This is a genomic window from Variovorax durovernensis, from assembly GCF_977011995.1.
In genome coordinates this window covers 4949110-4969886 of sequence record NZ_CDRNCW010000001.1, presented here as the reverse complement: position 1 = coordinate 4969886, position 20777 = coordinate 4949110, and the positions used below count along the sequence as shown (strand labels likewise).

Here is a 20777-nt window from a genome sequence, read left to right as displayed (position 1 = left end):
AGCGGGCCGTCTTCAGTTCGGATCGAAGGTGTCGCGGAAGGTGAACCAGGTGGAGCTCAGCGACATCGCCGCGAGCACCAGCGCCGTGCCGATGATCAGGATGTTGCCCACCGCCAGCGCGGCTCCGCCGGCGCCCAGTGCGCCCACGCCGACCAGCACAGTGGCCACCAGCCCCATGCCGATGCCGGCGATCAGGAACACGCCGAACCACGCGATGCCGAACAGCGCATAGGCGCCGAAGTTGCGGAACAGCGCGACGATGCTGAAGAAAATGCTCTTCACCGGCTCCACGCGGTGCCAGTGCACCAGCGCCGGCGCGTGCCACATGGCCAGCGACAGCGGCAGGTTCAGGCACATCAGCAGCATGCGCGAGAGCTGGAAGTCGCTGCTGGCAAACACCTCGGGTGTCAGCGGGTCGTCGAGCAGGTAGGCCTTTGCGAGCAGGCCGCCGTCGACCAGCGTGGTCACCAGCACGGCCAGCACGAAGTACACGGCGGAAATGACGCCAAGCACCAGCAGCGCGCGCCATTCGGCGCGCATGGCGGAGAACACCGCCACGAGCATCGCGGAACCGGTGGGCCGCCGCGCGTCACCGGCGCGGCCGGCGCCTTCGGCGTTGTCCGTGTAGGCCACCGACGTGGCCACCATCAGGCCCAGCGTCATGAACGGCACCAGCGCCGGCGCGACGATGCTGCCGATCACCGGCAGGATCGACACCGTCGACATCATCGCCATCAGCAGGAAGAACAGCGAGATGAAGGCCAGCGGCTGCCGCCAGAAGGTCTTGAGTCCGAGGCGGACCCATTCGGCGCCGGTTCGCGCCGGCACGAGGTTGAGTTTCATGGGTGAGGGTCAGGCTGCCATGAGCGGCGCGAGCGCCTGGGCCATGGCATGCGGGTGGGTGGCGCGGTCGCGCAGCACGCGCTCGAAATGCGCGGGGTCGTGGGGCTTGAGCATGCTCGCCTCGCGCGGCAGGTGGAAGTCCCAGAGGCGGGAAATCCAGAAGCGCAGCGCGGCGGCACGCAGCATCGCGGGCAGCAGCGCGCGTTCCGCCGCGTTCAGCGGGCGCACGGTTTCGTAGGCCGACAGGAGGGCGTCGGAACGCTCGGCGTCGTGGCGGCCGGTCGGCAGGTCGATGGCCCAGTCGTTCAGGCACACAGCCAGGTCGAACAGCCAGGTGTCGGTGCCGGCGAAATAGAAGTCGAACACGCCGGTCAGGCGGGGCGGGGCGCCTTCGTCGCTGCCGCCGGTCGCGAACATCACGTTGTCGCGGAACATGTCGGCATGCACCGGCCCGCGCGGCAGCGCCGCATAGGCCGACGACTCGGCGACGTGGTTCTGGTAGGCCAGCTCGGCGCGCAGCAGAGTCGCCTGCGATTCCTCGATGTACGGCAGCACCACCGGCACCGTCTCGTTCCACCAGGGAAGGCCGCGCAGGTTGGGCTGGATGCGGGGGTAGTCGCGGCCCGCGAGGTGCATGCGCGCGAGCATTGCGCCCAGTTCGGCGCAGTGGGCGGCGCCGGGCGCCAGTTCGCTGCGGCCGGAAAGCTTCTGGACCACTGCCGCAGGCTTGCCGGCGACGGTGTGCAGCAGGTCGCATGCGGCTTCGGCAGCGCCTGCCGCGGGCGACGACACCTTCCTGGCAGCCTTATCGGGTGCGGGCGGCTCGGCCACCGGCGCGGGCACCGGCAGGCCGGCACTCGCCAGATGCTTCATCAGGCAAAGGTAGTAGGGGAGCTGCTCGGCGCTCAGGCGCTCGAACAGCGTGAGCACGAACTCGCCGGACTCCGTGGTCGCGAAGTAGTTGGTGTTCTCGATGCCGCCCTCGATACCGCGCAGCTCGCGCAGCGGGCCCAGGCCCAGGCGTTGAACGAGCGCGTCTGCCTCGCCGAATTCGACTTCGGTAAAAACTGCCATGACGGGGCTCAGCGCCGCGTTGCGCTTGCTGCTGCGGAAACGAAGAAGCGCACGGTCAGAACTTCATCACGTTCCAGACGCGGGGGCCGTTGGCGCCCGTTTCCGTGGAGCCCTGGCGTCCGGTGGCGGCGTCGGCGGGGAGCACTTCGTAGCCGGGCATGTTCGACTTGGGCTTGACGTTGATGCTCTGCGTACGGCCGCCGTAGCGGACTTCGTCGACTGTGGCGGCGCTGTCCTCGGTGTGCAGGTTCTCCACCTTCTGGTTTCGGCGGCCTTCGGCGGCTTGCTCCTGATTTTGTAGCGGTTCGCCCGGCGGTGCGGCTGCCGGTGCGGGCGCGGGCTGTTGCGCATGCACGGTGGCGGCAAACGGGGTTGCGAAAGCCAGCGCCAGCAGGATGCGGCGGGCGACCAGGAGTGTGGAGCTAGGCATACGCTCATTGTAGGCGTGCGCCTGCACGGGGGTGTCGGTTTGCACCTCGTCCCGGTGTGGTTCCGCAGGCCAGGCCGGGCACGGCAAAATGCCTCGATGACCGACAAGAAAACGCTGCTGCTCGTGGATGGCTCGAGCTACCTCTACCGTGCCTTCCATGCCATGCCCGACCTTCGGGCCGTGCCCGGCGACCCGAAGAGCCCGGCCACCGGCGCCATCCGGGGAATGATCAACATGATGACCGCGCTGCGCCGCGAGGTTCGCGCCGACTACGCAGCCTGCATCTTCGACGCACCCGGCAAGACTTTCCGCGACGACTGGTACCCCGAATACAAGGCCAACCGCTCGCCGATGCCCGACGACCTGCGCAGCCAGATCGACCCCATCCATGAAGTGGTCAGGCTGCTCGGCTGGCCCGTGCTCAGCGTGCCCGACGTGGAGGCCGACGACGTGATCGGCACGCTCGCCAAGATCGCCGCCGCGCAGGGCATCGAGGTGATCGTCTCCAGCGGCGACAAGGACCTGAGCCAGCTGGTCGACGAGCACATCACCATCATCGACACGATGAACGGCAAGAAGCGCGACGTGGCCGGCGTGACGGCCGAGTTCGGCGTGCCGCCGCACCTGATGGTCGACTACCAGACACTGGTGGGCGACTCCGTCGACAACGTGCCCGGCGTGCCCAAGGTCGGTCCCAAGACGGCGGCCAAGTGGCTGCTCGAATACGGTTCGCTCGACGCGCTGGTCGAACGCGCCGCCGAAGTGAAAGGCGCCGCCGGCGAAAACCTCCGCGGTGCGCTCGACAAGCTGCCGCTGAGCAAGCGCCTGGTGACGATCCGCACCGACTGCGACCTCGACGGCCACGTCGCCGGCCTGCCGTCGCTCGAAAACCTGCCGGTCGGCGCGCCGCAGACGGCCGAGCTCAAGCCCTTCTACGAGAAGTTCGGCTTCAAGAGCCTGGTGAAGACGCTCGAGGCGCAGGAAGTACCGCCCGAGCTGATCGAGGAAAGCCTCAAGAAGAAAGCCGGTGCCAAGGCCAGCAAGGACCAGGGCGGCCTGTTCGACGAGCCCGCCGACCTGTCTGCGCTGGAGGCGGCCGCCCCCGCGAGCAATCTCAAGTACGACACCGTCATGACCTGGGAGCAGTTCGATGCCTGGCTCGCCAGGCTGGAGGCATCGGAGCTGGCCGCCATCGACACCGAGACCACCTCGCTCGACGAGATGGTCGCGCAGATCGTCGGCGTGAGTTTCAGCGTCACGCCCGGCGAGGCGGCCTACATTCCGCTCGCGCACAACTATCCCGATGCGCCCCAGCAGCTGTCCATCGACGAAGTGCTCGCCAAACTCAAGCCCTGGCTCGAGAACGGCGACAAGAAGAAGCTTGGCCAGCACATCAAGTACGACCGCCACGTGTTCGCCAACCACGGCATCGAGGTGCAGGGCTACGCGCACGACACCATGCTGCAGAGCTACGTGCTCGAAGTGCACAAGCCGCACGGCCTGTCGAGCCTGGCAGAGCGCCACCTGGGCCGCAGCGGCATCTCGTACGAAGACCTGTGCGGCAAGGGCGCACACCAGATCCCTTTCAGCCAGGTCGACATCGCCAAGGCGGCTGAATATTCCTGCGAAGACAGCGACCAGACGCTCGACGTGCACAACACCCTCTGGCCCCAGCTGGAGCGGGACGAAAAGCTGCGCTTCATCTACCAGCTCGAAATGGATTCGAGCGAGGCGCTCTACCGCATCGAGCGCAACGGCGTGCTGATCGACGCGCCCACGCTGGCCTCGCAGAGCCACGAACTCGGCACGCGCATCATGGCGCTCGAGCAGGAGGCCTACGAAATCGCCGGCCAGCCTTTCAACCTCGGATCGCCCAAGCAGATCGGCGAGATCTTCTTCACCAAGCTGGGCCTGCCCGTGGTCAAGAAGACGCCGAGCGGCGCGCCCAGCACCGACGAGGAAGTGCTCGAGAAGCTGGCCGAGGACTACCCGCTGCCCGCCAAGATCCTCGAGCACCGCGGCCTGTCGAAGCTCAAGGGCACCTACACCGACAAGCTCGGCCAGCTCGCCAATCCGCGCACTGGCCGCGTGCACACGCACTATGCGCAGGCCGTGGCCGTCACGGGGCGCCTGAGCAGCAACGACCCCAACCTGCAGAACATCCCGATCCGCACGCCCGAAGGCCGCCGCGTGCGCGAGGCCTTCGTGGCCCCCGCCGGCAGCGTGATCGCCAGCGCCGACTACTCGCAGATCGAGCTGCGCATCATGGCCCACATCAGCGGCGACGAGTCGCTGCTGCGCGCCTTCACCGAGGGCATCGACGTGCACCGCGCCACCGCGGCCGAGGTGTTCGGCTCCACGCCCGGCGAGGTGTCGAGCGAGCAGCGCCGCTATGCCAAGGTCATCAACTTCGGACTGATCTACGGCATGAGCAGTTTCGGGCTGGCCAAGAACCTCGGCATCGAGACCAAGGCCGCGGCCTCGTACATCGAGCGCTACTTTGCGCGCTACCCGGGCGTGAAGGCCTACATGGACGAGACCAAGGCGCTGGCCAAGGAGCAGGGCTACGTGGAGACCGTGTTCGGCCGGCGCCTGTACCTGCCCGAGATCAACTCGCCCAACGGCCCGCGCCGCGGTGGCGCCGAGCGCGCGGCCATCAACGCGCCGATGCAGGGCACCGCGGCCGACCTCATCAAGCTCAGCATGGTGAAGGTACAGAACGTGCTTGACGAAGAGAAGCGCGGCACGAAGATGATCATGCAGGTGCACGACGAACTGGTGTTCGAAGTGCCCGAGGCAGAGGTCGAATGGGTGCGCACGGAAATCCCGCGCATCATGGCCGGCGTTGCCGCGCTGAAGGTGCCGCTGCTCGCCGAGATCGGCGTCGGCCCCAACTGGGACAAGGCGCACTGAAAACCATGCTCGAAGACAAGACGAAAGAAAAAGCCTCCCCAATGAAATTCCCGCATCGCAAGCTCCTGCACACCGCCGTCTTTGCCGTCTGTGCCGCCACGTTCGGCACCGCCTTCGCCGCCCCAGACGCCCGCATCGCCGCGCTCGCCGCCAAGGAAAAGCCGGCGCTGCTCGAGACGCTGAAAGACCTGGTCTCCATCGAGTCGGGCAGCCGCGACCTCGAGGGGCTCGAGAAAATCTCGAACCTCATCGCCGACAGGTTCAAGGCACTGGGCGGCGAGGTCGAGCTGATCGACCCGAGCGCCGAGGCCTACCGCATGGAAGACACGCCCGAAAAGATGGGCCGCGTGGTGCGCGCCACCTTCAAGGGCACCGGCAAGAAGAAGATCCTGCTGATCGCGCACATGGACACGGTCTACACCGTCGGCATGCTCAACAAGCAGCCGTTCCGCGTCGAGGGCGACAAGGCTTACGGCCTGGGCATTGCCGACGACAAGCAGGGCATTGCCGTCATCACGCACATCGTGTCGATGCTGCAGGCGATGAAGTTCAAGGAATACGGCACGCTCACCGTGCTGATCAACGGCGACGAGGAAATCAGCTCGCCCGGCGCCCGCGCGCTCATCACGCGCATGGGCGCGGAGCACGACGCGGTCATGTCCTTCGAAGGCGCCTACGTCAAGGAAGACAAGCTCTCGCTTGCCACCGCCGGCATTGCCTCGGTCACGCTGCATGTCACGGGCAAGGCCTCGCACGCGGGCTCCGCGCCCGAGCTGGGCGTGAACGCGCTGTACGAGCTGTCGCACCAGATCCTGCAGATGCGCGACCTGTCCGACCCGGCCACGGGCCTCAAGATGAACTGGACCATCTCGAAGTCGGGCAGCAACCGCAACGTGATCCCGGCCAGCGCCACGGCGGGCGCGGACGTGCGCGTGCTCAAGGTCAGCGACTACGACCGCATCGAGCAGCAGGTGAACGAGCGCGTGAAGAAGCAGCTGATTCCCGAAGCCAAGGTCCAGCTGAATTTCGAACGCCGCCGTCCGCCGCTGGAAGCCACCGACGCCTCGCGCGCCATGGCTCGCCATGCGCAGCAGATCTACAAGGACGAACTCGGCCTGCCGCTGGGCGCGGACGACAAGGCTGCCGGCGGCGGCACCGACGCGGCCTTCGCGGCGCTGAAGACCAAGGCGCCCGTCATCGAGCGCTTCGGCCTGCAGGGCTTCGGCGCGCACTCGGCCGATGCCGAATACGTGCTGCTCGACTCCATCGAGCCGCGCCTGTACCTGGGCACCCGCATGGTGATGGACATCGCCCGCGGCAAATGAGTTCGCCCCCAGTCTTCGCGCACTTCGTGTCGCTTCGCCAACCCCCTGCCGGGGGCAACACCGGTGGCCCGGCAAAGCCGGTTCCACGGTGTTCTGCGAAGAAGGCATGACCCACCGCTGATCATCATGCGCCTGCGCCATATCGAAGTCTTCAACGCGATCATGCTCACCGGCAGCGTGAGCGCGGCGGCGCGGCTCATCAACATCACGCAGCCGGCGGTCAGCCGCACCCTGCAGCATGCGGAGCTGCAGCTGGGCTTTCCGCTGTTCCAGCGCGCCAAGGGACGGCTCACGCCGACCACCGAGGCGCTCACGCTGTATCCGCACATCGAGCGCCTGTTCGCGCAGCTCGACGAGGTGCAGCGGCTTGCCTCCAACCTGCGCACGGCGGGCGACTCGGGCGAGCTGCGCATCCTGAGCGTGCTGGCGCTGAGCTACGAGATCCTGCCGCGCGCGCTCAAGGCCTTTCGCGAACAGTACCCGGGCTATGCGATCACGGTCGAGTCGCTGCACTCGCCGCAGATCATGTCGGCGCTGCTGCTGCAGGAGGCCGACGTGGGCTTCGCGTTCAGCCCGGCGGTGCATCCTTCGCTCACGCAGGAGTCGCTGGCCGACAGCCGCATGGTGTGCATCGCCCCCAAGGGCATGCTGCCGCGCGCGCTGCTGCGCAACGGCTCGGTGGCGCTGCACGACTTGGTCGACCGGCCTGTGATCGGGCTGGACAGCCGTGATCCCGTCGGCACCAGCCTGAGCCAGGCTTGCCGGCAGGCCGGCGTGGGCTTCCAGCAGGCGGTGGTGACGGTGCAGACCTACCACGCAGCCTTGGCCATGGCGCACCACGGCATCGGCATCGCGCTGATCGACGGCTGCACCGCGCGCTCGGCAGACCGCGAGAAGGTCGACGTGCTCATGCTGGAGCCGCACATCCCGGTGCCGATAAGGGCGCTGCGCTTCGCGGGGCGGCCCGATTCGGTGGTCGTGCGCGGCATCACGCGCTGCATGCAGCAGGCGCTGCAGGACGCCGTCTAGCGCGCTGTTCCGTTCGTGCCGGTCATTCCGCCAGCGCCCGCGCAATCCTCTGCGCCGAGCCGAAGGCCAGCGTGAACCCCAGCGCGCCGTGGCCGGTGTTGAACAGCATGTTCGACGGTGCGCCGTCCAGCCGGCCGATGATCGGCAGGCCTGTCGGCGTGGCGGGCCGCATGCCGGTCCAGGGATGCAATTCTTCGAATCGGCTCGCATGCGGGAAGAGGGCGCGCGTCGCTGCCTCCAGCGTTTCGATGCGCGTGGCCGGAATGCGCGCGTCGTGCCCCACCAGCTCGGCCATGCCCGCCACGCGCAGGCGCGAGCCGATGCGTGCGAACACCACCTTGCGCGCGCTGTCCGTCACGTTCACGCGCGGTGCCGCGCCTGGTGCTGGATCGACATCGACCGTGATGCTGTAGCCCTTGAGCGGATACACCGGCAGGTAGGCGCCGAGCAGGCGGCCCAGCTTGTGCGAGGCAGCGCCCAGCGCCATCACGAAGGCATCGGCCTCCACGTCGCCGCTGCCGGTGCGCACGGCGGCGATGCGCTTGCCGTTGCGCGCAAAGCCGTGCACGTCGGTGCCGAGCATGAAGCGCACGCCGCGCGCGCTCAGGGCGCGCATCAGCTCGGCGCACACCTTGAGGCAGTCCGCCGCGCACTCGCTCGGCGTGTAGACCGCACCCACCATCTGTCCGCGATAGCCTGCCAATGCAGGTTCGATGGCGATGCATTCATCGGGTGTCACCAGCCGCTGTTCACTGCCCATGGCGCGCTGGAGTTCGAGCTGCGCACGCGCGCCTGCCAGCGATGCCGCGCCGGCATACAGCACCAGCTTGCCCGTGGCGGAGAAATCGCAGTCGGGCGAAATGTCGGCCTGCATCGCCTCGAAGCCCGCGCGGCTTTCGGCTGCAAGCGCCAGGAGTTGTGCCGTGGTGTGCTGCGAGGTTTGCGCGTTGCAGGCGGCCAGGAACGCCATGCCCCAGCGCCACTGCAGCGGGTCGAGCTGTGGCCGCAGCTTGAGCGGCGAGGTGGGCGAGAGCAGCAGCTTGGGCAACTGCTTCCAGATCGACGGATCGGCCAGCGGCTGCACGTAGGAATAACTGAGCTGCGCGCCGTTGCCGCCGCTGGCACCGGCCCCCGGGGTTGCGCGATCGATCACCGTGACCTGGTGGCCCTGGCGTTCCAGCTGCCAGGCCGTGGCCAGGCCCACGATGCCGGCACCGAGCACACAGACATGCATTGGGATAACTTTCCGGGAGTGATGAAGAAAAAAGAATGAGGCGCAGCGCAGACTTTAGAGCCGCGCGGCACCCGCCGTCCATGCCAATAGCACGCTGCCCCATAGCCAAAGTGCATGCCCGAGAGACCTCGTTTTGCACCCATAACCTTTGGGCATGGGCCGGGTTTCAATTGGAATTATTCGCCCAGGCCAGTCCTTCCTACACTGACCTTCTGTTCAATCCAACCGAACGAAGGCTCGAATGAAACTCTCTGTCCTGATGGCTTCCATGGCCGCAACGGTGATCTTTACCGCCACCGGCGCGCAAGCCGCCGACACGCTGGCCAAGATCGCCGAGTCCGGCAAGATCACGCTCGCCTATCGCGAGTCTTCGGTGCCTTTCAGCTACCTCGACGGCCCCAACAAGCCGATCGGGTTTTCGGTCGAGCTTTCGAATGCCGTGGTCGAGGCGGTGAAGAAGAAACTGAACAAGCCCAACCTGCAGGTCGCGCTGATGCCCGTCACCTCGCAGAACCGCATTCCGCTGATCACCAACGGCACCATCGACCTGGAGTGCGGCTCCACCACCAACAACACCGCGCGTGGCAAGGACGTGGCCTTCGCCATCAATCACTTCTACACCGGCACGCGCCTGCTGGTGAAGAAGTCCTCGAAGATCAAGGACTACGCCGACCTCGCGAAGAAGACCGTGGCCAGCACCACCGGCACCACCAACGCGCTGGTCATGCGCAAGTACAACACCGAGAAGAACCTCGGCATGAACATCGTGCTGGGCAAGGACCACGCCGACTCGTTCCTGCTGGTGGAAAGCGACCGCGCCGTGGCCTTCGCAATGGACGACATCCTGCTGTTCGGCCTGATCGCCAATGCGAAGACGCCTTCCGACTTCGAGGTGGTGGGCGAGCCGCTGCAGGTCGAGCCCTATGCCTGCATGCTGCCCAAGGACGACCCGGCCTTCAAGAAAGTGGTCGACGACACCTTCGCCGCCATGATGAAGAGCGGCGAGTTCGAGAAGCTCTACGACAAGTGGTTCATGCAGCCGATTCCGCCGAAGGGCGTGCCGCTCAACTTGCCGATGAGCCCGCAGCTGAAAGAAAACCTAAAAGCCTTGAGCGACAAACCGGCCAATTGAGCTCGCCCCCAGGCTGCGCGCACTCCTGAAACAGAAATAGAGATCATGGTTTCGACGAACGTTGTTGGCATTCTTGGGGGCATGGGCCCCGCGGCGGGCGCCGATTTCGTCCGGCTCTTCGTGCAGGCCTGTGCGCAGCAGATGCGCGCGCGCGGCGAGCCTGTGCGCGACCAGTCCTTTCCCGAGCATTGGCTCGCGCAGGTGCCGGTGCCCGACCGCACCGACGCGCTGGCCTCCAGCGAGCAGGGCGCGCACCAGCCGCTGGAGCCGATGCTGCAGGCGCTGGGCCGGCTGGCCGCGCTCGGCAGCCGGGCCGTGGCCATCGCCTGCAACACCGCGCACGCCTGGCATGCCAACCTGCAGGAGCGCTTTCCGCAGGTCGAGCTGCTGCACATGGCGCGCGAGACCGCGCGGCAGCTGTCGGCGCAGGGCGCGACCGGCGTGGCGCTGATGGCCACCGAGGGCACCTACCGCGTGCGCCTCTACGAACAGGCGCTGGCCGAAGCGGGCCTGGGCTGCCACATCCCGTTGGCCGAAGAGCGCCGGACCATCACGCGCGGCATCTTCGACGGCGTGAAGGCCGGCAACATGGCGCTGGCCGAACAGTGCTTCTCCGAAGTGGCGCTGCGGCTTGCCGAGCGCCACGGACCGGTGACCATCGTCATGGGCTGCACCGAAGTGCCGCTGGGCCTGCAGGGCTCGGCCGCCGTGGCTGGGCTCGACCTGATCGATCCGGCGCAGGTGCTGGCCGCCGCGCTGGCGCGCCGCGCCTACGGCGTGGACCAACCCCACTGAAATTCCGGGCATGGAGGTCGCCGGCCGAGCACCGCCTACATTGCGGCGGTGCGTTTTTCGCGCATCCCCCTTGTCTGACGATTCCACTGGAGCCCTCCCATGCCGACATCGTCAACAGGGTGCCCGACGCCCAGGTCATGGCTGACCTCGACGGTGCGCTGGCCTATGCCAAGGCCAGCGGCGGCGACACCAGCAAGGCCGGCTGGTCGGCCAGCCCGGCGAACTGACCCCGAAGCACCCCGTCGACATTGCCGCCAGCCTGCAGGCGCCGGTGCTCGGCCTGTACGGCGGAAAAGATCAGGGGATCCCCCTTGACACGGTTGATAAGATGAAAGCTGCTCTGGCCAATGGGACTCCGGCGGCCAAGGCTTCGAGCTTCGTCGTGTACCCCGAAGCAGGCCACGCATTCCATGCCGACTACCGCCCCAGCTACCTCAAGAGCGCGGCGGACGACGGCCGGCAACGCGCCACGGCCTGGTTCAAAGCCAATGGCGTCGCCTGAACACGGCGCCCTGTAGCCATCCCCGCCGAAGGCCGTCCGATGTGACGGCCTTTTTCTTTTTTATGATCGGGCAACGGCTCCGAGACCGTCTCGGTGGCCGTCCCTCTTGCGCAAGCAGCTATGAATTTGATAGTCATCATCGTGGCAACCCTGGTTGCCGGTATCGGGAGCGTCTGGCTCGCGGCCCTGTTGCTGAAAGTGGGCGTGCGCAGTGGTTCGGGCGGCGTCAACCCGCAGCACCTGCTGAGCCTTGCGGCGGGCGCGCTGCTTGCCACCGCCTTCATGCATCTCCTGCCCGAGGCCTTCGAAAGCGGCATCGAGCCCGCGCTGCTGTTCGCGGTACTGCTGTTCGGGCTGGTCTTCTTCTTCCTGCTCGACAAGGCCGAGCTGTGGCACCACGGCCATGAACATCACCACGGCGGCGAGGCTGACGCGCATGCGGGGCACGACCATGGCCACGATCACGGACATGCCCACGGCCATGACCACAGCCACGACAACACCCCGCGCACCGGCGGCTGGGCCGTGCTGACCGGCGACAGCGTGCACTGCTTCGGCGACGGCATCCTGATCGCCTCGGCCTTCACCGCCGACATCCGCCTGGGCCTGGTGGCCGCCATAGCGGTGCTGGCACACGAGATCCCTCACCACATCGGCGACCTCGTGGTGCTGCGCCAGAGCTCGGCCAACCAGCGTGCGGCGCTGGTGAAGGTGTCGCTCGCCGGCACCATGACCACGCTCGGCGGCATCGTGGGCTGGTGGCTGGTCGACCAGTTGCACAGCTGGCTGCCGTATTTCCTGGTGCTGGCCGGCAGCAGCTTCGTCTACGTGGCGCTGGCCGACCTGATTCCGCAGCTGCAGAAACGCCTGCCCGCCCGCCAGACCGCCGCGCAAATCCTTTGGTTGGCCGCGGGCATCGTGCTGGTCACCGGCGTGAGCCGCCTGGCACACGGCGAGCATGGCCACGATCACGGCCACAACGACCCCGGGCATGGCGAACACGGCCACGTGCACAAGGACTGACACGCCGGGCGGGAAACTTTCCGACACCGACGCTGCGTGCCGGATGAACCGGAACGGCTGAAACAGGCGCACCATAGGGGGCCTGTCAGCAATCAGCCGAGGAACCGAATCATGAACAACGTCGACGCCACCGCGCGCTCCGCTTCGCCCTCCGACGACGATGAGGACAACACGCCAGCCGACGACTTCGAAGAAATCGAGAGCGATGCCTCCGACGACCTGTCGGATGAAACCGGCATCGATCTCACCGATGCGAGCGAGCTCGATGCCGACAACGTGCCGGCAGACGAGGAATTCGATCGCGTGATGAACGCGCCGGATTGACCCTGAAGGTGGTGCCTCGGGCGGCTACGCTCAGGGCATGCGCCTTTTTCACTTCAGCGACGACGCTGGCATCGATCGCTTCGACCCTCGCCCTGTCCGCACGCCGGCCCGGCGCCCCCCGGGCATGGACTGGCTCAACGGCCCGCTGGTCTGGGCAATTGCCGAGGATCACCAGCAGCTGTACCTCTTTCCCAGGGAGTGCCCTCGCATCGTGATGTGGGCGCACGCCGGCACAAGCCCGAGCGACCGGCAGATATGGCTCGGCGATGCGCCACACGGCATCGTGGCCCTTGCCTACATCGAAGCGCGCTGGCTGGAACGGCTGGACCACGCGTCGCTGACGCGTTACGAGTTGCCGCGCGACCACTTCGTGGACATCAATGACGCCGGCATGTGGGTGTCGCGTGCGGTGGTGGTGCCGCGCGAGGTTACCCATCTGACCGATCTGCGGGCCGAACTGGCCGCGTGCCGCACCGAGCTGAGGGTGGTCGATTCGCTTCTACCCCTTAAGCCTGTGTGGCAATCGTCGATGCACGCCAGCGGCATCCGGCTGCGGAACGCCGTCGGCTGGGCTTAGGGTCGTCGGTTCCCTTTCCTGCCCCTCAAGCTGGGGCGGTCTCGCGCCGCGTGATCACCTGCCCATTGCGCGCACCGCTGTGCACGCCGTCGCGCCAGGTCACGGCTCCGTTCACGATCACTGCGTCGATGCCTTCGGCTGGCTGCATCGGCGTTTCGTAGTTCGCGGTGTCGCGCACCGTCGCGGCGTTGAAGATCACCACGTCGGCGTGGTGGCCCGGCTTCAGCGTCCCGCGTTCGTGCAGGCCGAAGTTGCGGGCGGTGAGGCCGGTCATCTTCCACACTGCGGTTTCGAGCGGGAACAAGCCGATGTCGCGGCTGTAGTGGCCGAGCACGCGCGGGAAGGTGCCCCACAGGCGCGGATGGGGCTTGTCGCCTAGCGGAATGCCGTCGGAGCCGATCATGGTGTCGTCGAACGCGAGAATGCGTTGCACGTCGTCCTCGTCCATCATGAAATAGATCGCGCTGCCGGGTTGCAGTCGCTGCGCGGCCTCTTCGCCCGACACGCCCCATTCGGCGGCGATGTCCTTCAGGTCGCGGCCGGCGCACTCGGGGTGCGGCACGCTGGACGCGATGAGCACGCGGCCTTCCATCATTCCGCGGTCGGTGCGGATCATGGTGGAGCCGGCGGTGTAGGGGTAGCAGTCGAGCCCGATGCACTGGTGCCGCATGGCCTCCTTGATGAAGGGCAGCGTGACCTTGGTCTTGCCGAAGTTCTGCGTGTTCTGCACCTTGTGGTGCGACACCACCACGGGGATGTCGAGCGCGCGGCCGATCTGGAAGGTTTCTTCCAGCGACTCCATCACGCGGTCGCTTTCGTCGCGCATGTGGGTCACGTACAGCGCCTTGCGCGCGGTGAGCGGGCGGCCGACTTCGATGATTTCCTCGGTCGTGGCCTTCACGGCGGGCGGGTAGAAGGTGCCGGTCGACATGCCGATGGCGCCGGCCTGCATGGCTTCTTCGACGAGCGCCTGCATGGCGGAGATTTCGCTTTCGTTGGCGGGGCGGTCGAGGTCCGCCATGACGACGGCGCGCAGGGTCGAGTGGCCGACCATCGCGGCGACGTTGACGGAAGAGGGCGTGGCGCGCAGTGCGTCGAGGTAGGCGGCGAAGCTGGTGAAGCGGCCTTCGGCGGGCGAGTCGAGCAGGCTCAGCGGCATCGGCAGGTCCATATCGATGCGCAGCGGCGCGGCGCTGATGCCGCAGTTGCCGGCGACCACGGTGGTCACGCCCTGCGAAACCTTGAAGGGCATTTGCGCCTGGGACAGCACGGCCTGGTCGTCGTGGGTGTGCGAGTCGATGAAGCCGGGCGCGACGATGCGGCCGGTGGCGTCGATCGTCTGGTCCGCCGTGTGGCCTGCGAGGTTGCCGATGGCTGCGATGCGGCCTGCCGTGATGCCTACGTCGGCGTCGAAACGCGGCGCCTTGGTGCCGTCGATGACTGTGCCGCCGCGGATCAGGAGGTCGTAGTGGGGGAGGGGTTCGGTCATGTCGGTCCTTTCGTGTTTTTTGGGCGTTTTTTTCTTGGTGCTGTGGTTCAGGGCGCGTGCACAGGCCACCGGGTACTCCCCTCCGCGAATGTCCCCCGGCCTGCGGCCTCCTCCTTTATTTCGCTGCGGGGAGCACCCGACGCCCTGTGCACAGGACGCGCTGCTGGTGTTCGGCTGATCAAGTTGCGCTCTGTCCAACGGTCACGACGGCGGGGTGCCTTGCGCAGCGAAATAAAGGAGGAGGCCGCAGGCCGGGGGACATTCGCGGAGCAAGGTACCCCGTCGGCGTGAGCGCGCCCTGAACACCCAACGCGATGAACAAGGAAAGGCATCTCAGCGAAAGTGGCAAGCAACCCAATGCCCGCCGTTGGAAGACGAAGGCCGTTCGCTCAACTCGGGCACCTTCTCCTTGCACACCGCCTGCGCCATCGGGCAGCGCGTGTGAAAACGGCATCCCGAGGGTGGATTGGCGGGGCTCGGTGGATCGCCCTGCAGCAACATGCGTCGCGCGGGCGTGCGTGGGTTGGGTACGGGCACGGCCGACAGCAGGATCTCCGTGTACGGATGCAGCGGCGCCGAGAACAGCGTGTCGCGGTCCGCGATTTCCACGATGTGCCCGAGGTACATCACCGCCACGCGATGGCTGATGTGCCGCACCACCGCAAGATCGTGCGCCACGAAGAGATAGGCGATGCCGAACTCCGCCTGCAGGTCCATCAGCAAGTTGACCACCTGCGCCTGCACCGACACGTCGAGCGCGGACACCGGCTCGTCGCACACGATCAGCTTCGGGTTCAACGCCAGCGCGCGTGCAATGCCCAGCCGCTGCCGCTGGCCGCCAGAGAACTCGTGCGGATACTTCTTGGCCGCCTCCGGCCGCAAGCCCACGCGCGAGAACAGCCACTGCACGCGCTCGCGCCGCTCGGCCGCGCCGCCCGTGCCAAGGCTGCTGAAGTTGCGCATCGGCTCGGCCACGATGTCGCCGGCCGTGAGGCGCGGGTTCAGCGAGGCGTACGGGTCCTGAAAAATGATCTGCAGGTCGCGCCGGCGCATGCGCATGTCTTCGGACGAGAGCGTCAGCAGCTCCTCGCCTTCGAGCTGCACCGAGCCCCCGCTGGGCTCCACCAGCCGCAGCACCGACTTGGCCGTGGTCGTCTTGCCGCAGCCCGACTCGCCGACCAGCGACAAGGTCTCGCCGCGCGCCACCGAGAAGGACACGCCGTCGACCGCCTGTATCGGCGGCTTGCGCGGGCTGAGCCAGCGCTTGGGCGCGGTGTAGTGCTTGCGCAGGTCGCGCACCCGCAGCAGCGGTGCTGTCGTCGTCATGCCGTCACCTCTTCCACGCCTGACCATTGTTCTTCGACCGCGAAGCAGGCGACCACATGGTCGCCGCCTTGCCGGGTGAGTTGCGGCGCTTCGGCGCGGCAGCGTGCACGCGCATGGCTGCAGCGTGCCGCGAAGGCGCAGCCGCGCCCCAGTTCGTGCGCGGCCGGCACCAGGCCCGGTATCTCGGTGAGCCGGGTGCTCGCGGTGTTCATCGCCGGCATCGAGGCCATCAGCGCGCGGGTGTAGGGGTGCAGCGGGCGGTCGAACAGGTCGATCACGTCGGCTTCTTCCACCTTCTTGCCGGCATACATGACCACGACGCGGTCGCAGCTCTCGGCCACCACGCCCAGGTCGTGCGTGATCATCACCACGCCCATGCCCAGCTCCTTCTGCAGCCGCTTGATGAGGTCGAGGATCTGCGCCTGGATGGTCACGTCGAGCGCGGTGGTCGGCTCGTCGGCGATCAGCACCTCGGGGTTGCAGGCCAGGGCCAGCGCGATCATCACGCGCTGCCGCATGCCGCCGGAGAGCTGGTGCGGATATTCGTTCACGCGGCGTTCCGGCTCGGGGATCTGCACCACGCGCAGCATCTCGACCGCGCGCTTCAGTGCATCGGCGCGGCTGGCCTTCTGGTGCAACTGCACCGTCTCTGCGATCTGCCGGCCCACGGTGAGCACCGGGTTCAGCGATGTCATCGGCTCCTGGAAGATCATCGAGATGCGGTTGCCGCGGATCTGCCGCATCTCGCGTTCGCTGAGCTGCATCAGGTCGGTGCCGCGCAGCCGTACGGCCCCCATGTGGCGGCCCGGCGGCGTGGGCACCAGCCGCAGGATCGACAGCGCGGTCACGCTCTTGCCGCAGCCCGATTCGCCGACCACGCCCAGCGTGCGGCCGGCGCGCACGGTGTACGAAACCCCGTCGACCGAGCGCACAACTCCGGCCAGCGTATGGAAGTGGGTGCGCAGGTTGTCGACCTCGAGCAGCGGCTCGCCCGGGGCGAGCGCGGTGTGGGACATGTTGATCGTCATTGCATGCCCTTCACAGTTGCCGCGCCAGGCGTGGATCGAGCGCGTCGCGCAGGCCGTCGCCTAGCAGGTTGATGGCCAGCACCGTGGCCGCCAGCAGCAGCCCCGGGTACAGGATGATGTGGAAGGCCACGGTCACGAAGTTGCGGCCCTCGGCCATCATGTTTCCCCAGCTCGGCGTCTGCGAAGGCACGCCCACGCCGAGGAAGGACAGCGCTGCCTCCGTCAGCACCGCGGCGGCGGCCACGAAGGTGGCCTGCACCACCAGCGGCGCCACGATGTTCGGCAACACATGGCGCACCAGGATGGTCGGCAGCCGCGTGCCCACCGCATGCGCGGCCTCCACGAACAGCTGCTCGCGCAGCGTGAGCGCCAGCGAGCGCACCAGCCGCACCACGCGCGGGATCTCGGGCACGGTGATGGCGATGATCACCGTCGTCAGGCTGGCGCGCGTCACGGCCATCAGCGCGATGGCCAGCAGGATGCCTGGGATGGCCATGAGCCCGTCCATCACCCGCATCACGGGGCCGTCGGCCCAGCGCACGAAGCCTGCCACCAGCCCGAGCGCGATGCCGAAGAAGGTAGCGAGTACCGCCACCGTGGCGCCCACGATCATCGACACCTGCCCGCCCCATACGGCGCGGCTGAACACGTCGCGCCCCAGCGCGTCGGTGCCGAACCAGTGTTCGGTCGAGGGCGGCTGCATGCGCGCGAGCGGGTCGATGTCCTGCGGGTCATGCGTGGCGATCCACGGCGCGGCAATGGAAAGGGCGGCAATCGCGATCAGCAGCAGCGCGCCGATGATCAGCGTCGGGTGCTTGCGCACCCAGCGCCAGCGCGGCGGCACGAAGGGCGCTTCGTCGTGTGCCTCCGCGGTGGAAGGTGCGGGCACTTGGTGTTCACTCATCGGAAGTACCGTGGACATGATTCAGTGGCGGTTGCGTGATCTGTTCGGGAGACACCGCGGAACCGGCTTTGCCGGGCCGCTGGTGTCGCCCCCTGAAAGGGGGTTGGCGAAGCGACACGGAGTGCGCGAAGGCTGGGGGTCATCTAGTACTGGATACGCGGGTCGAACAGGCGGTAGCTCAGGTCGATCAGCAAATTGATCAGCACGTACACGCCCGCCGACAGCAGCAGCACGCTCTGGATCACCGGGTAGTCGTGCCGCTGCACCGAGTCGATCACCAGGCGGCCCACGCCGGGAATGGCGAACACCGTCTCGGTGACCACCACGCCGCCGATCAGCAGCGCGATGCCCGCGCCGATGGTGGTGGCGATGGGAATGGCCGCGTTGCGCAGCGCATGCCCGAGCACCGGCAGCACGCCCAGGCCCTTGGCGCGGGCGGTGCGGATGTAGTCTTCATGCAGCACCTCGAGCACGGTGGCGCGCGTCATGCGCGTCACCAGCGCGATGTACACCAGCGCCAGGTTCACGCAGGGCAGCACCAGCGAGCGCAGCCATTCGCCGGCGCCGTCAGCGAAGCGCACATAGCCCTGCACCGGAAACCACGGCAGCTGGATGGCGAAGCTGTAGACCAGCAGGTAGCCCACCAGGAACACCGGCACCGAAAAAGCCAGCACCGCGAACAGCATCACCAGCCGGTCGATCCAGCTTCCCGCGCGGTAGGCCGCGAGCGTGCCCAGCGGCACCGCCACCACCAGCGTGATGAGCATGGTCAGCGCGGCGATCGACACCGTGGGCTCCAGCCGCTGGCCCAGCAGCTGCGCCACCGGCACCTGCGTGAAGATCGAGGTGCCGAGGTCGCCGGTGAACAGCTTGCCCAGCCACAGCGTGAACTGCTGCCACAGCGGCAGGTTCAGCCCGAGCGTGGCGCGCAGCTTCTCGATGTCTTCGGTGGTGGCGAGGTCGCCCGCGATGAGCGCGGCCGGGTCGCCCGGCGACAGGTGGATCAGCAGGAACACCACCACGGCCACCACCGCCATGACCGGAAGGGTCGAGAGAAAACGTCGAACGATGTAGCCCATGGAGTGACCTGCGTGCGCTGTTGGTGCGCGTTACTTGTCGAGCGCCCAGAACACCGGCATGCCGGCCCAGAGCTTGTCCAGCCCCTTGAGGCTCGAGCGCGCGGCATACGCGGCCGAGTACTGGCCCGCGTTGATGTACGGCACGGCCTGGTAGGCGCGGGCCTGGAAGGCGTCGAGCAGTTCCTTGCGCTTGGCGGGCACGGTCTCTTTCAGCCAGGCGGTGCGCAGCTCGTCGAGCGGCTTGTCGCATGGCCAGCCGGGCAGCGTGTTGCCGCAGGCCGCGCCAAGGTAGGCGTTGGCGATGGGTGAGTTGGCGTCGAACTCGCCGGCCACCGTGACGTACATGTTCCAGCCGCCAGCGTCGCCCGCATCGCGCTTGGCGCGGCGCGCGCCGATGGAGGCCCAGTCCATGGTCTGGGCATCGACGTTCAGGCCGATGCTCTTCATGGTCTGCGCGGCCATCAGCGCCTCGGCGTTGAGGTAGGGCACGTCGCTGGGCACCATCAGCACCACCTTCTCGCCCTTGTAGCCGGCGTCGGCGAGCATCTTCTTGGCCTTGGCCACGTCGGCCTTGCGATAGGGCTCTGCGCCGGCGGAGGTCTCGTTGGGGCTGCCGCAGATGAAGTAGGTGGCGCAGTAGGCCATGCGCATGTCGAGCGGGAAGCCCATGCCGGCCATGAAGCGTTCCTGGCTCACCGCCTGCAGCAGCGCCTGGCGCACCTTCGGGTTGTCGAAGGGCGGGTGCAGCTGGTTCATGACCAGGAAGGCCTGGTAGGCACCGCCGGAGCCGATCTTGACGTTGGAATCGGTGCGCAGCGGCGCGATGTAGTCGGGCGGCAGCTGCTCGATGAAATCGACCTCGCCGCGCTTGAGCGCCGACACCGCGCTGTTGGCGTCGGGCAGGTAGAGCCATTCGACGCGCTCGAAGTTGCTCTTCTTGCTGCCCGCCAGGCCGTTCGACGGCTCGCTGCGCGGCACGTAGTTGGGGTTGCGCACGAACACCGTCTTGTTGCCCGGCACCCATTCGTCGCGCTTGAAGATGAAGGGGCCGGAGCCCAGCACTTCGGGCAGCGGCGCGGACGCCGGCATCCTGGCCAGCCGCTCGGGCAGGATCACCGGCGGAAAGCCCGAGGGCTTGGCCAGCGCGTCGAGCACCATGCCGAAGGGCTCGTTCAGCGTAAGCGTGAGGGTGCGCGCGTCGGTGGCCTTCCATTCGGCGCCGACGGCCGTCATGGCGCGGCCCAGGCTGTCGCGGGCGGCCCAGCGCTGCAGCGAGGCCACGGCGTCGGCCGCGGTCACTGCGCTGCCATCGGAGAACTTCAGGCCCGGGCGCAGGGTGAAGCTCCACTGCTTGCCGTCCTTCGAGGTGGTGTACTTCTCGACCATCTGCGGCTGCGGCTTGCCGGTCGAGTCCTGTGCGAACAGGGTGTCGTAGACCATGTAGCCGAAGTTGCGCGAGATGTAGGCCGTGGTGAAGGTCGGGTCGAGGATCTTCAGGTCGGCGTGCGCCACCACCTTCAGGGTCTTGGGCTGCGTCTGGGCGATCGCCGGGAAGCTCGCTGCGCAAGCGGCAAGGGCCATGGCAGCGAAGGCGGCAAGCGTTCGTCGTTTCATCGTCGGTTCTCCGGTAAAGGCTGAAAAGAAGCAAGCCACACCAATTCGCGAAACGCCGCGGAACCGGCTTTGCCGGGCCGCTGGCGTTGCCCCCTGGAAGGGGGTTGGAGGCCACACGAAGTGGGCAAGCCTGGGG

The 20777-nt window shown here is 67.4% G+C and carries 18 protein-coding genes and 1 pseudogene; 9 read left to right on the top strand and 10 right to left on the bottom strand.

The window, feature by feature from the left end:
- Positions 1 to 12: 12 nt before the first annotated feature.
- The 3 genes from ACWV14_RS23590 to ACWV14_RS23580 are packed head-to-tail and all read right to left on the bottom strand — an operon-like array spanning position 13 to position 2347.
- Positions 13 to 843, bottom strand: coding sequence for a BPSS1780 family membrane protein (locus ACWV14_RS23590; RefSeq protein WP_454903989.1), 831 nt, complete (start codon positions 841 to 843; stop codon positions 13 to 15).
- 9 nt (positions 844 to 852) lie between these two features.
- The gene (locus ACWV14_RS23585; RefSeq protein WP_454903987.1) at positions 853 to 1917 is read right to left on the bottom strand and encodes a homoserine kinase; all 1065 of its coding nucleotides are present in this window, start codon (positions 1915 to 1917) and stop codon (positions 853 to 855) included.
- 55 nt (positions 1918 to 1972) lie between these two features.
- Positions 1973 to 2347, bottom strand: a complete 375-nt coding sequence (locus ACWV14_RS23580; protein ID WP_422087695.1) for a hypothetical protein — start codon at positions 2345 to 2347, stop codon at positions 1973 to 1975.
- Positions 2348 to 2443: 96 nt separating this feature from the next.
- Between ACWV14_RS23580 and polA the strand changes: the two genes are divergently transcribed.
- From polA to ACWV14_RS23565, 3 genes are all read left to right on the top strand, one after another.
- On the top strand, positions 2444 to 5260 hold the full coding sequence (gene polA / locus ACWV14_RS23575) for a DNA polymerase I (protein WP_454903985.1): 2817 nt from the start codon (positions 2444 to 2446) through the stop codon (positions 5258 to 5260).
- A 41-nt stretch (positions 5261 to 5301) separates the two neighbouring features.
- Complete coding sequence (locus ACWV14_RS23570; RefSeq protein ID WP_454903983.1) at positions 5302 to 6585, top strand: M20/M25/M40 family metallo-hydrolase; 1284 nt, start codon at positions 5302 to 5304, stop codon at positions 6583 to 6585.
- Between the two features lie 126 nt (positions 6586 to 6711).
- Complete coding sequence (locus ACWV14_RS23565) at positions 6712 to 7614, top strand: LysR family transcriptional regulator (protein ID WP_454903982.1); 903 nt, start codon at positions 6712 to 6714, stop codon at positions 7612 to 7614.
- 22 nt (positions 7615 to 7636) lie between these two features.
- Here the strand turns inward: ACWV14_RS23565 and ACWV14_RS23560 are convergent, their stop codons facing one another.
- Positions 7637 to 8848 (bottom strand): D-amino acid dehydrogenase, encoded by a 1212-nt coding sequence (locus tag ACWV14_RS23560; RefSeq protein WP_454903980.1) that lies wholly within the window; start codon positions 8846 to 8848, stop codon positions 7637 to 7639.
- A gap of 241 nt (positions 8849 to 9089) precedes the next feature.
- Between ACWV14_RS23560 and ACWV14_RS23555 the strand changes: the two genes are divergently transcribed.
- The 6 genes and pseudogenes from ACWV14_RS23555 (at position 9090) to ACWV14_RS23530 (ending at position 13201) form a co-directional block, all read left to right on the top strand.
- Entirely contained in the window at positions 9090 to 9980 is an 891-nt protein-coding gene (locus tag ACWV14_RS23555) for a transporter substrate-binding domain-containing protein (RefSeq protein ID WP_454903979.1), read from the top strand.
- Positions 9981 to 10025: 45 nt separating this feature from the next.
- Entirely contained in the window at positions 10026 to 10775 is a 750-nt protein-coding gene (locus ACWV14_RS23550; RefSeq protein WP_454903977.1) for an aspartate/glutamate racemase family protein, read from the top strand.
- Positions 10776 to 10876: 101 nt separating this feature from the next.
- Positions 10877 to 11277: pseudogene (locus ACWV14_RS23545) on the top strand (dienelactone hydrolase family protein); the annotation flags it as partial.
- A 120-nt stretch (positions 11278 to 11397) separates the two neighbouring features.
- Positions 11398 to 12300, top strand: a complete 903-nt coding sequence (locus ACWV14_RS23540; RefSeq protein ID WP_454903976.1) for a ZIP family metal transporter — start codon at positions 11398 to 11400, stop codon at positions 12298 to 12300.
- 111 nt (positions 12301 to 12411) lie between these two features.
- Positions 12412 to 12624, top strand: coding sequence for a hypothetical protein (locus ACWV14_RS23535; protein ID WP_081266868.1), 213 nt, complete (start codon positions 12412 to 12414; stop codon positions 12622 to 12624).
- 37 nt (positions 12625 to 12661) lie between these two features.
- Complete coding sequence (locus ACWV14_RS23530) at positions 12662 to 13201, top strand: DUF6886 family protein (protein WP_454903975.1); 540 nt, start codon at positions 12662 to 12664, stop codon at positions 13199 to 13201.
- 25 nt (positions 13202 to 13226) lie between these two features.
- Here ACWV14_RS23530 and ACWV14_RS23525 read toward each other — a convergent pair whose 3' ends face one another.
- The 6 genes from ACWV14_RS23525 to ACWV14_RS23500 all read right to left on the bottom strand — a co-directional run bounded on the left by ACWV14_RS23525 (position 13227) and on the right by ACWV14_RS23500 (position 20641).
- Complete coding sequence (locus ACWV14_RS23525; protein ID WP_454903974.1) at positions 13227 to 14690, bottom strand: N-acyl-D-amino-acid deacylase family protein; 1464 nt, start codon at positions 14688 to 14690, stop codon at positions 13227 to 13229.
- A 333-nt stretch (positions 14691 to 15023) separates the two neighbouring features.
- A complete protein-coding gene (locus ACWV14_RS23520; RefSeq protein WP_454903972.1) occupies positions 15024 to 16016 on the bottom strand; it encodes an ABC transporter ATP-binding protein in 993 nt (330 codons plus the stop codon).
- Positions 16013 to 17044 carry an ABC transporter ATP-binding protein gene (locus ACWV14_RS23515; RefSeq protein WP_454903971.1) on the bottom strand — a complete coding sequence of 344 codons (1032 nt, stop codon included), beginning with the start codon at positions 17042 to 17044 and terminating at the stop codon, positions 16013 to 16015. Before ACWV14_RS23515 ends, ACWV14_RS23520 begins: the two co-directional genes overlap by 4 nt.
- A gap of 10 nt (positions 17045 to 17054) precedes the next feature.
- Entirely contained in the window at positions 17055 to 17948 is an 894-nt protein-coding gene (locus tag ACWV14_RS23510; protein ID WP_454903969.1) for an ABC transporter permease, read from the bottom strand.
- 143 nt (positions 17949 to 18091) lie between these two features.
- Entirely contained in the window at positions 18092 to 19027 is a 936-nt protein-coding gene (locus ACWV14_RS23505; RefSeq protein ID WP_081266863.1) for an ABC transporter permease, read from the bottom strand.
- Between the two features lie 30 nt (positions 19028 to 19057).
- Positions 19058 to 20641 (bottom strand): ABC transporter substrate-binding protein, encoded by a 1584-nt coding sequence (locus ACWV14_RS23500; protein WP_454903967.1) that lies wholly within the window; start codon positions 20639 to 20641, stop codon positions 19058 to 19060.
- Between the last annotated feature and the right edge of the window lie 136 nt (positions 20642 to 20777).

Bases quoted from the DNA above. Each gene is read 5' to 3' on its own strand.
- ACWV14_RS23510 (WP_454903969.1), bottom strand. From the start codon at position 17,948: ATGAGTGAACACCAAGTGCCCGCACCTTCCACCGCGGAGGCACACGAC.
- ACWV14_RS23555 (WP_454903979.1), top strand. From the start codon at position 9,090: ATGAAACTCTCTGTCCTGATGGCTTCCATGGCCGCAACGGTGATCTTT.
- polA (WP_454903985.1), top strand. From the start codon at position 2,444: ATGACCGACAAGAAAACGCTGCTGCTCGTGGATGGCTCGAGCTACCTC.
- ACWV14_RS23565 (WP_454903982.1), top strand. From the start codon at position 6,712: ATGCGCCTGCGCCATATCGAAGTCTTCAACGCGATCATGCTCACCGGC.
- ACWV14_RS23500 (WP_454903967.1), bottom strand. From the start codon at position 20,641: ATGAAACGACGAACGCTTGCCGCCTTCGCTGCCATGGCCCTTGCCGCT.
- ACWV14_RS23560 (WP_454903980.1), bottom strand. From the start codon at position 8,848: ATGCATGTCTGTGTGCTCGGTGCCGGCATCGTGGGCCTGGCCACGGCC.
- ACWV14_RS23535 (WP_081266868.1), top strand. From the start codon at position 12,412: ATGAACAACGTCGACGCCACCGCGCGCTCCGCTTCGCCCTCCGACGAC.
- ACWV14_RS23550 (WP_454903977.1), top strand. From the start codon at position 10,026: ATGGTTTCGACGAACGTTGTTGGCATTCTTGGGGGCATGGGCCCCGCG.
- ACWV14_RS23525 (WP_454903974.1), bottom strand. From the start codon at position 14,690: ATGACCGAACCCCTCCCCCACTACGACCTCCTGATCCGCGGCGGCACA.
- ACWV14_RS23540 (WP_454903976.1), top strand. From the start codon at position 11,398: ATGAATTTGATAGTCATCATCGTGGCAACCCTGGTTGCCGGTATCGGG.
- ACWV14_RS23530 (WP_454903975.1), top strand. From the start codon at position 12,662: ATGCGCCTTTTTCACTTCAGCGACGACGCTGGCATCGATCGCTTCGAC.
- ACWV14_RS23580 (WP_422087695.1), bottom strand. From the start codon at position 2,347: ATGCCTAGCTCCACACTCCTGGTCGCCCGCCGCATCCTGCTGGCGCTG.
- ACWV14_RS23570 (WP_454903983.1), top strand. From the start codon at position 5,302: ATGAAATTCCCGCATCGCAAGCTCCTGCACACCGCCGTCTTTGCCGTC.
- ACWV14_RS23515 (WP_454903971.1), bottom strand. From the start codon at position 17,044: ATGACGATCAACATGTCCCACACCGCGCTCGCCCCGGGCGAGCCGCTG.
- ACWV14_RS23520 (WP_454903972.1), bottom strand. From the start codon at position 16,016: ATGACGACGACAGCACCGCTGCTGCGGGTGCGCGACCTGCGCAAGCAC.
- ACWV14_RS23590 (WP_454903989.1), bottom strand. From the start codon at position 843: ATGAAACTCAACCTCGTGCCGGCGCGAACCGGCGCCGAATGGGTCCGC.
- ACWV14_RS23505 (WP_081266863.1), bottom strand. From the start codon at position 19,027: ATGGGCTACATCGTTCGACGTTTTCTCTCGACCCTTCCGGTCATGGCG.
- ACWV14_RS23585 (WP_454903987.1), bottom strand. From the start codon at position 1,917: ATGGCAGTTTTTACCGAAGTCGAATTCGGCGAGGCAGACGCGCTCGTT.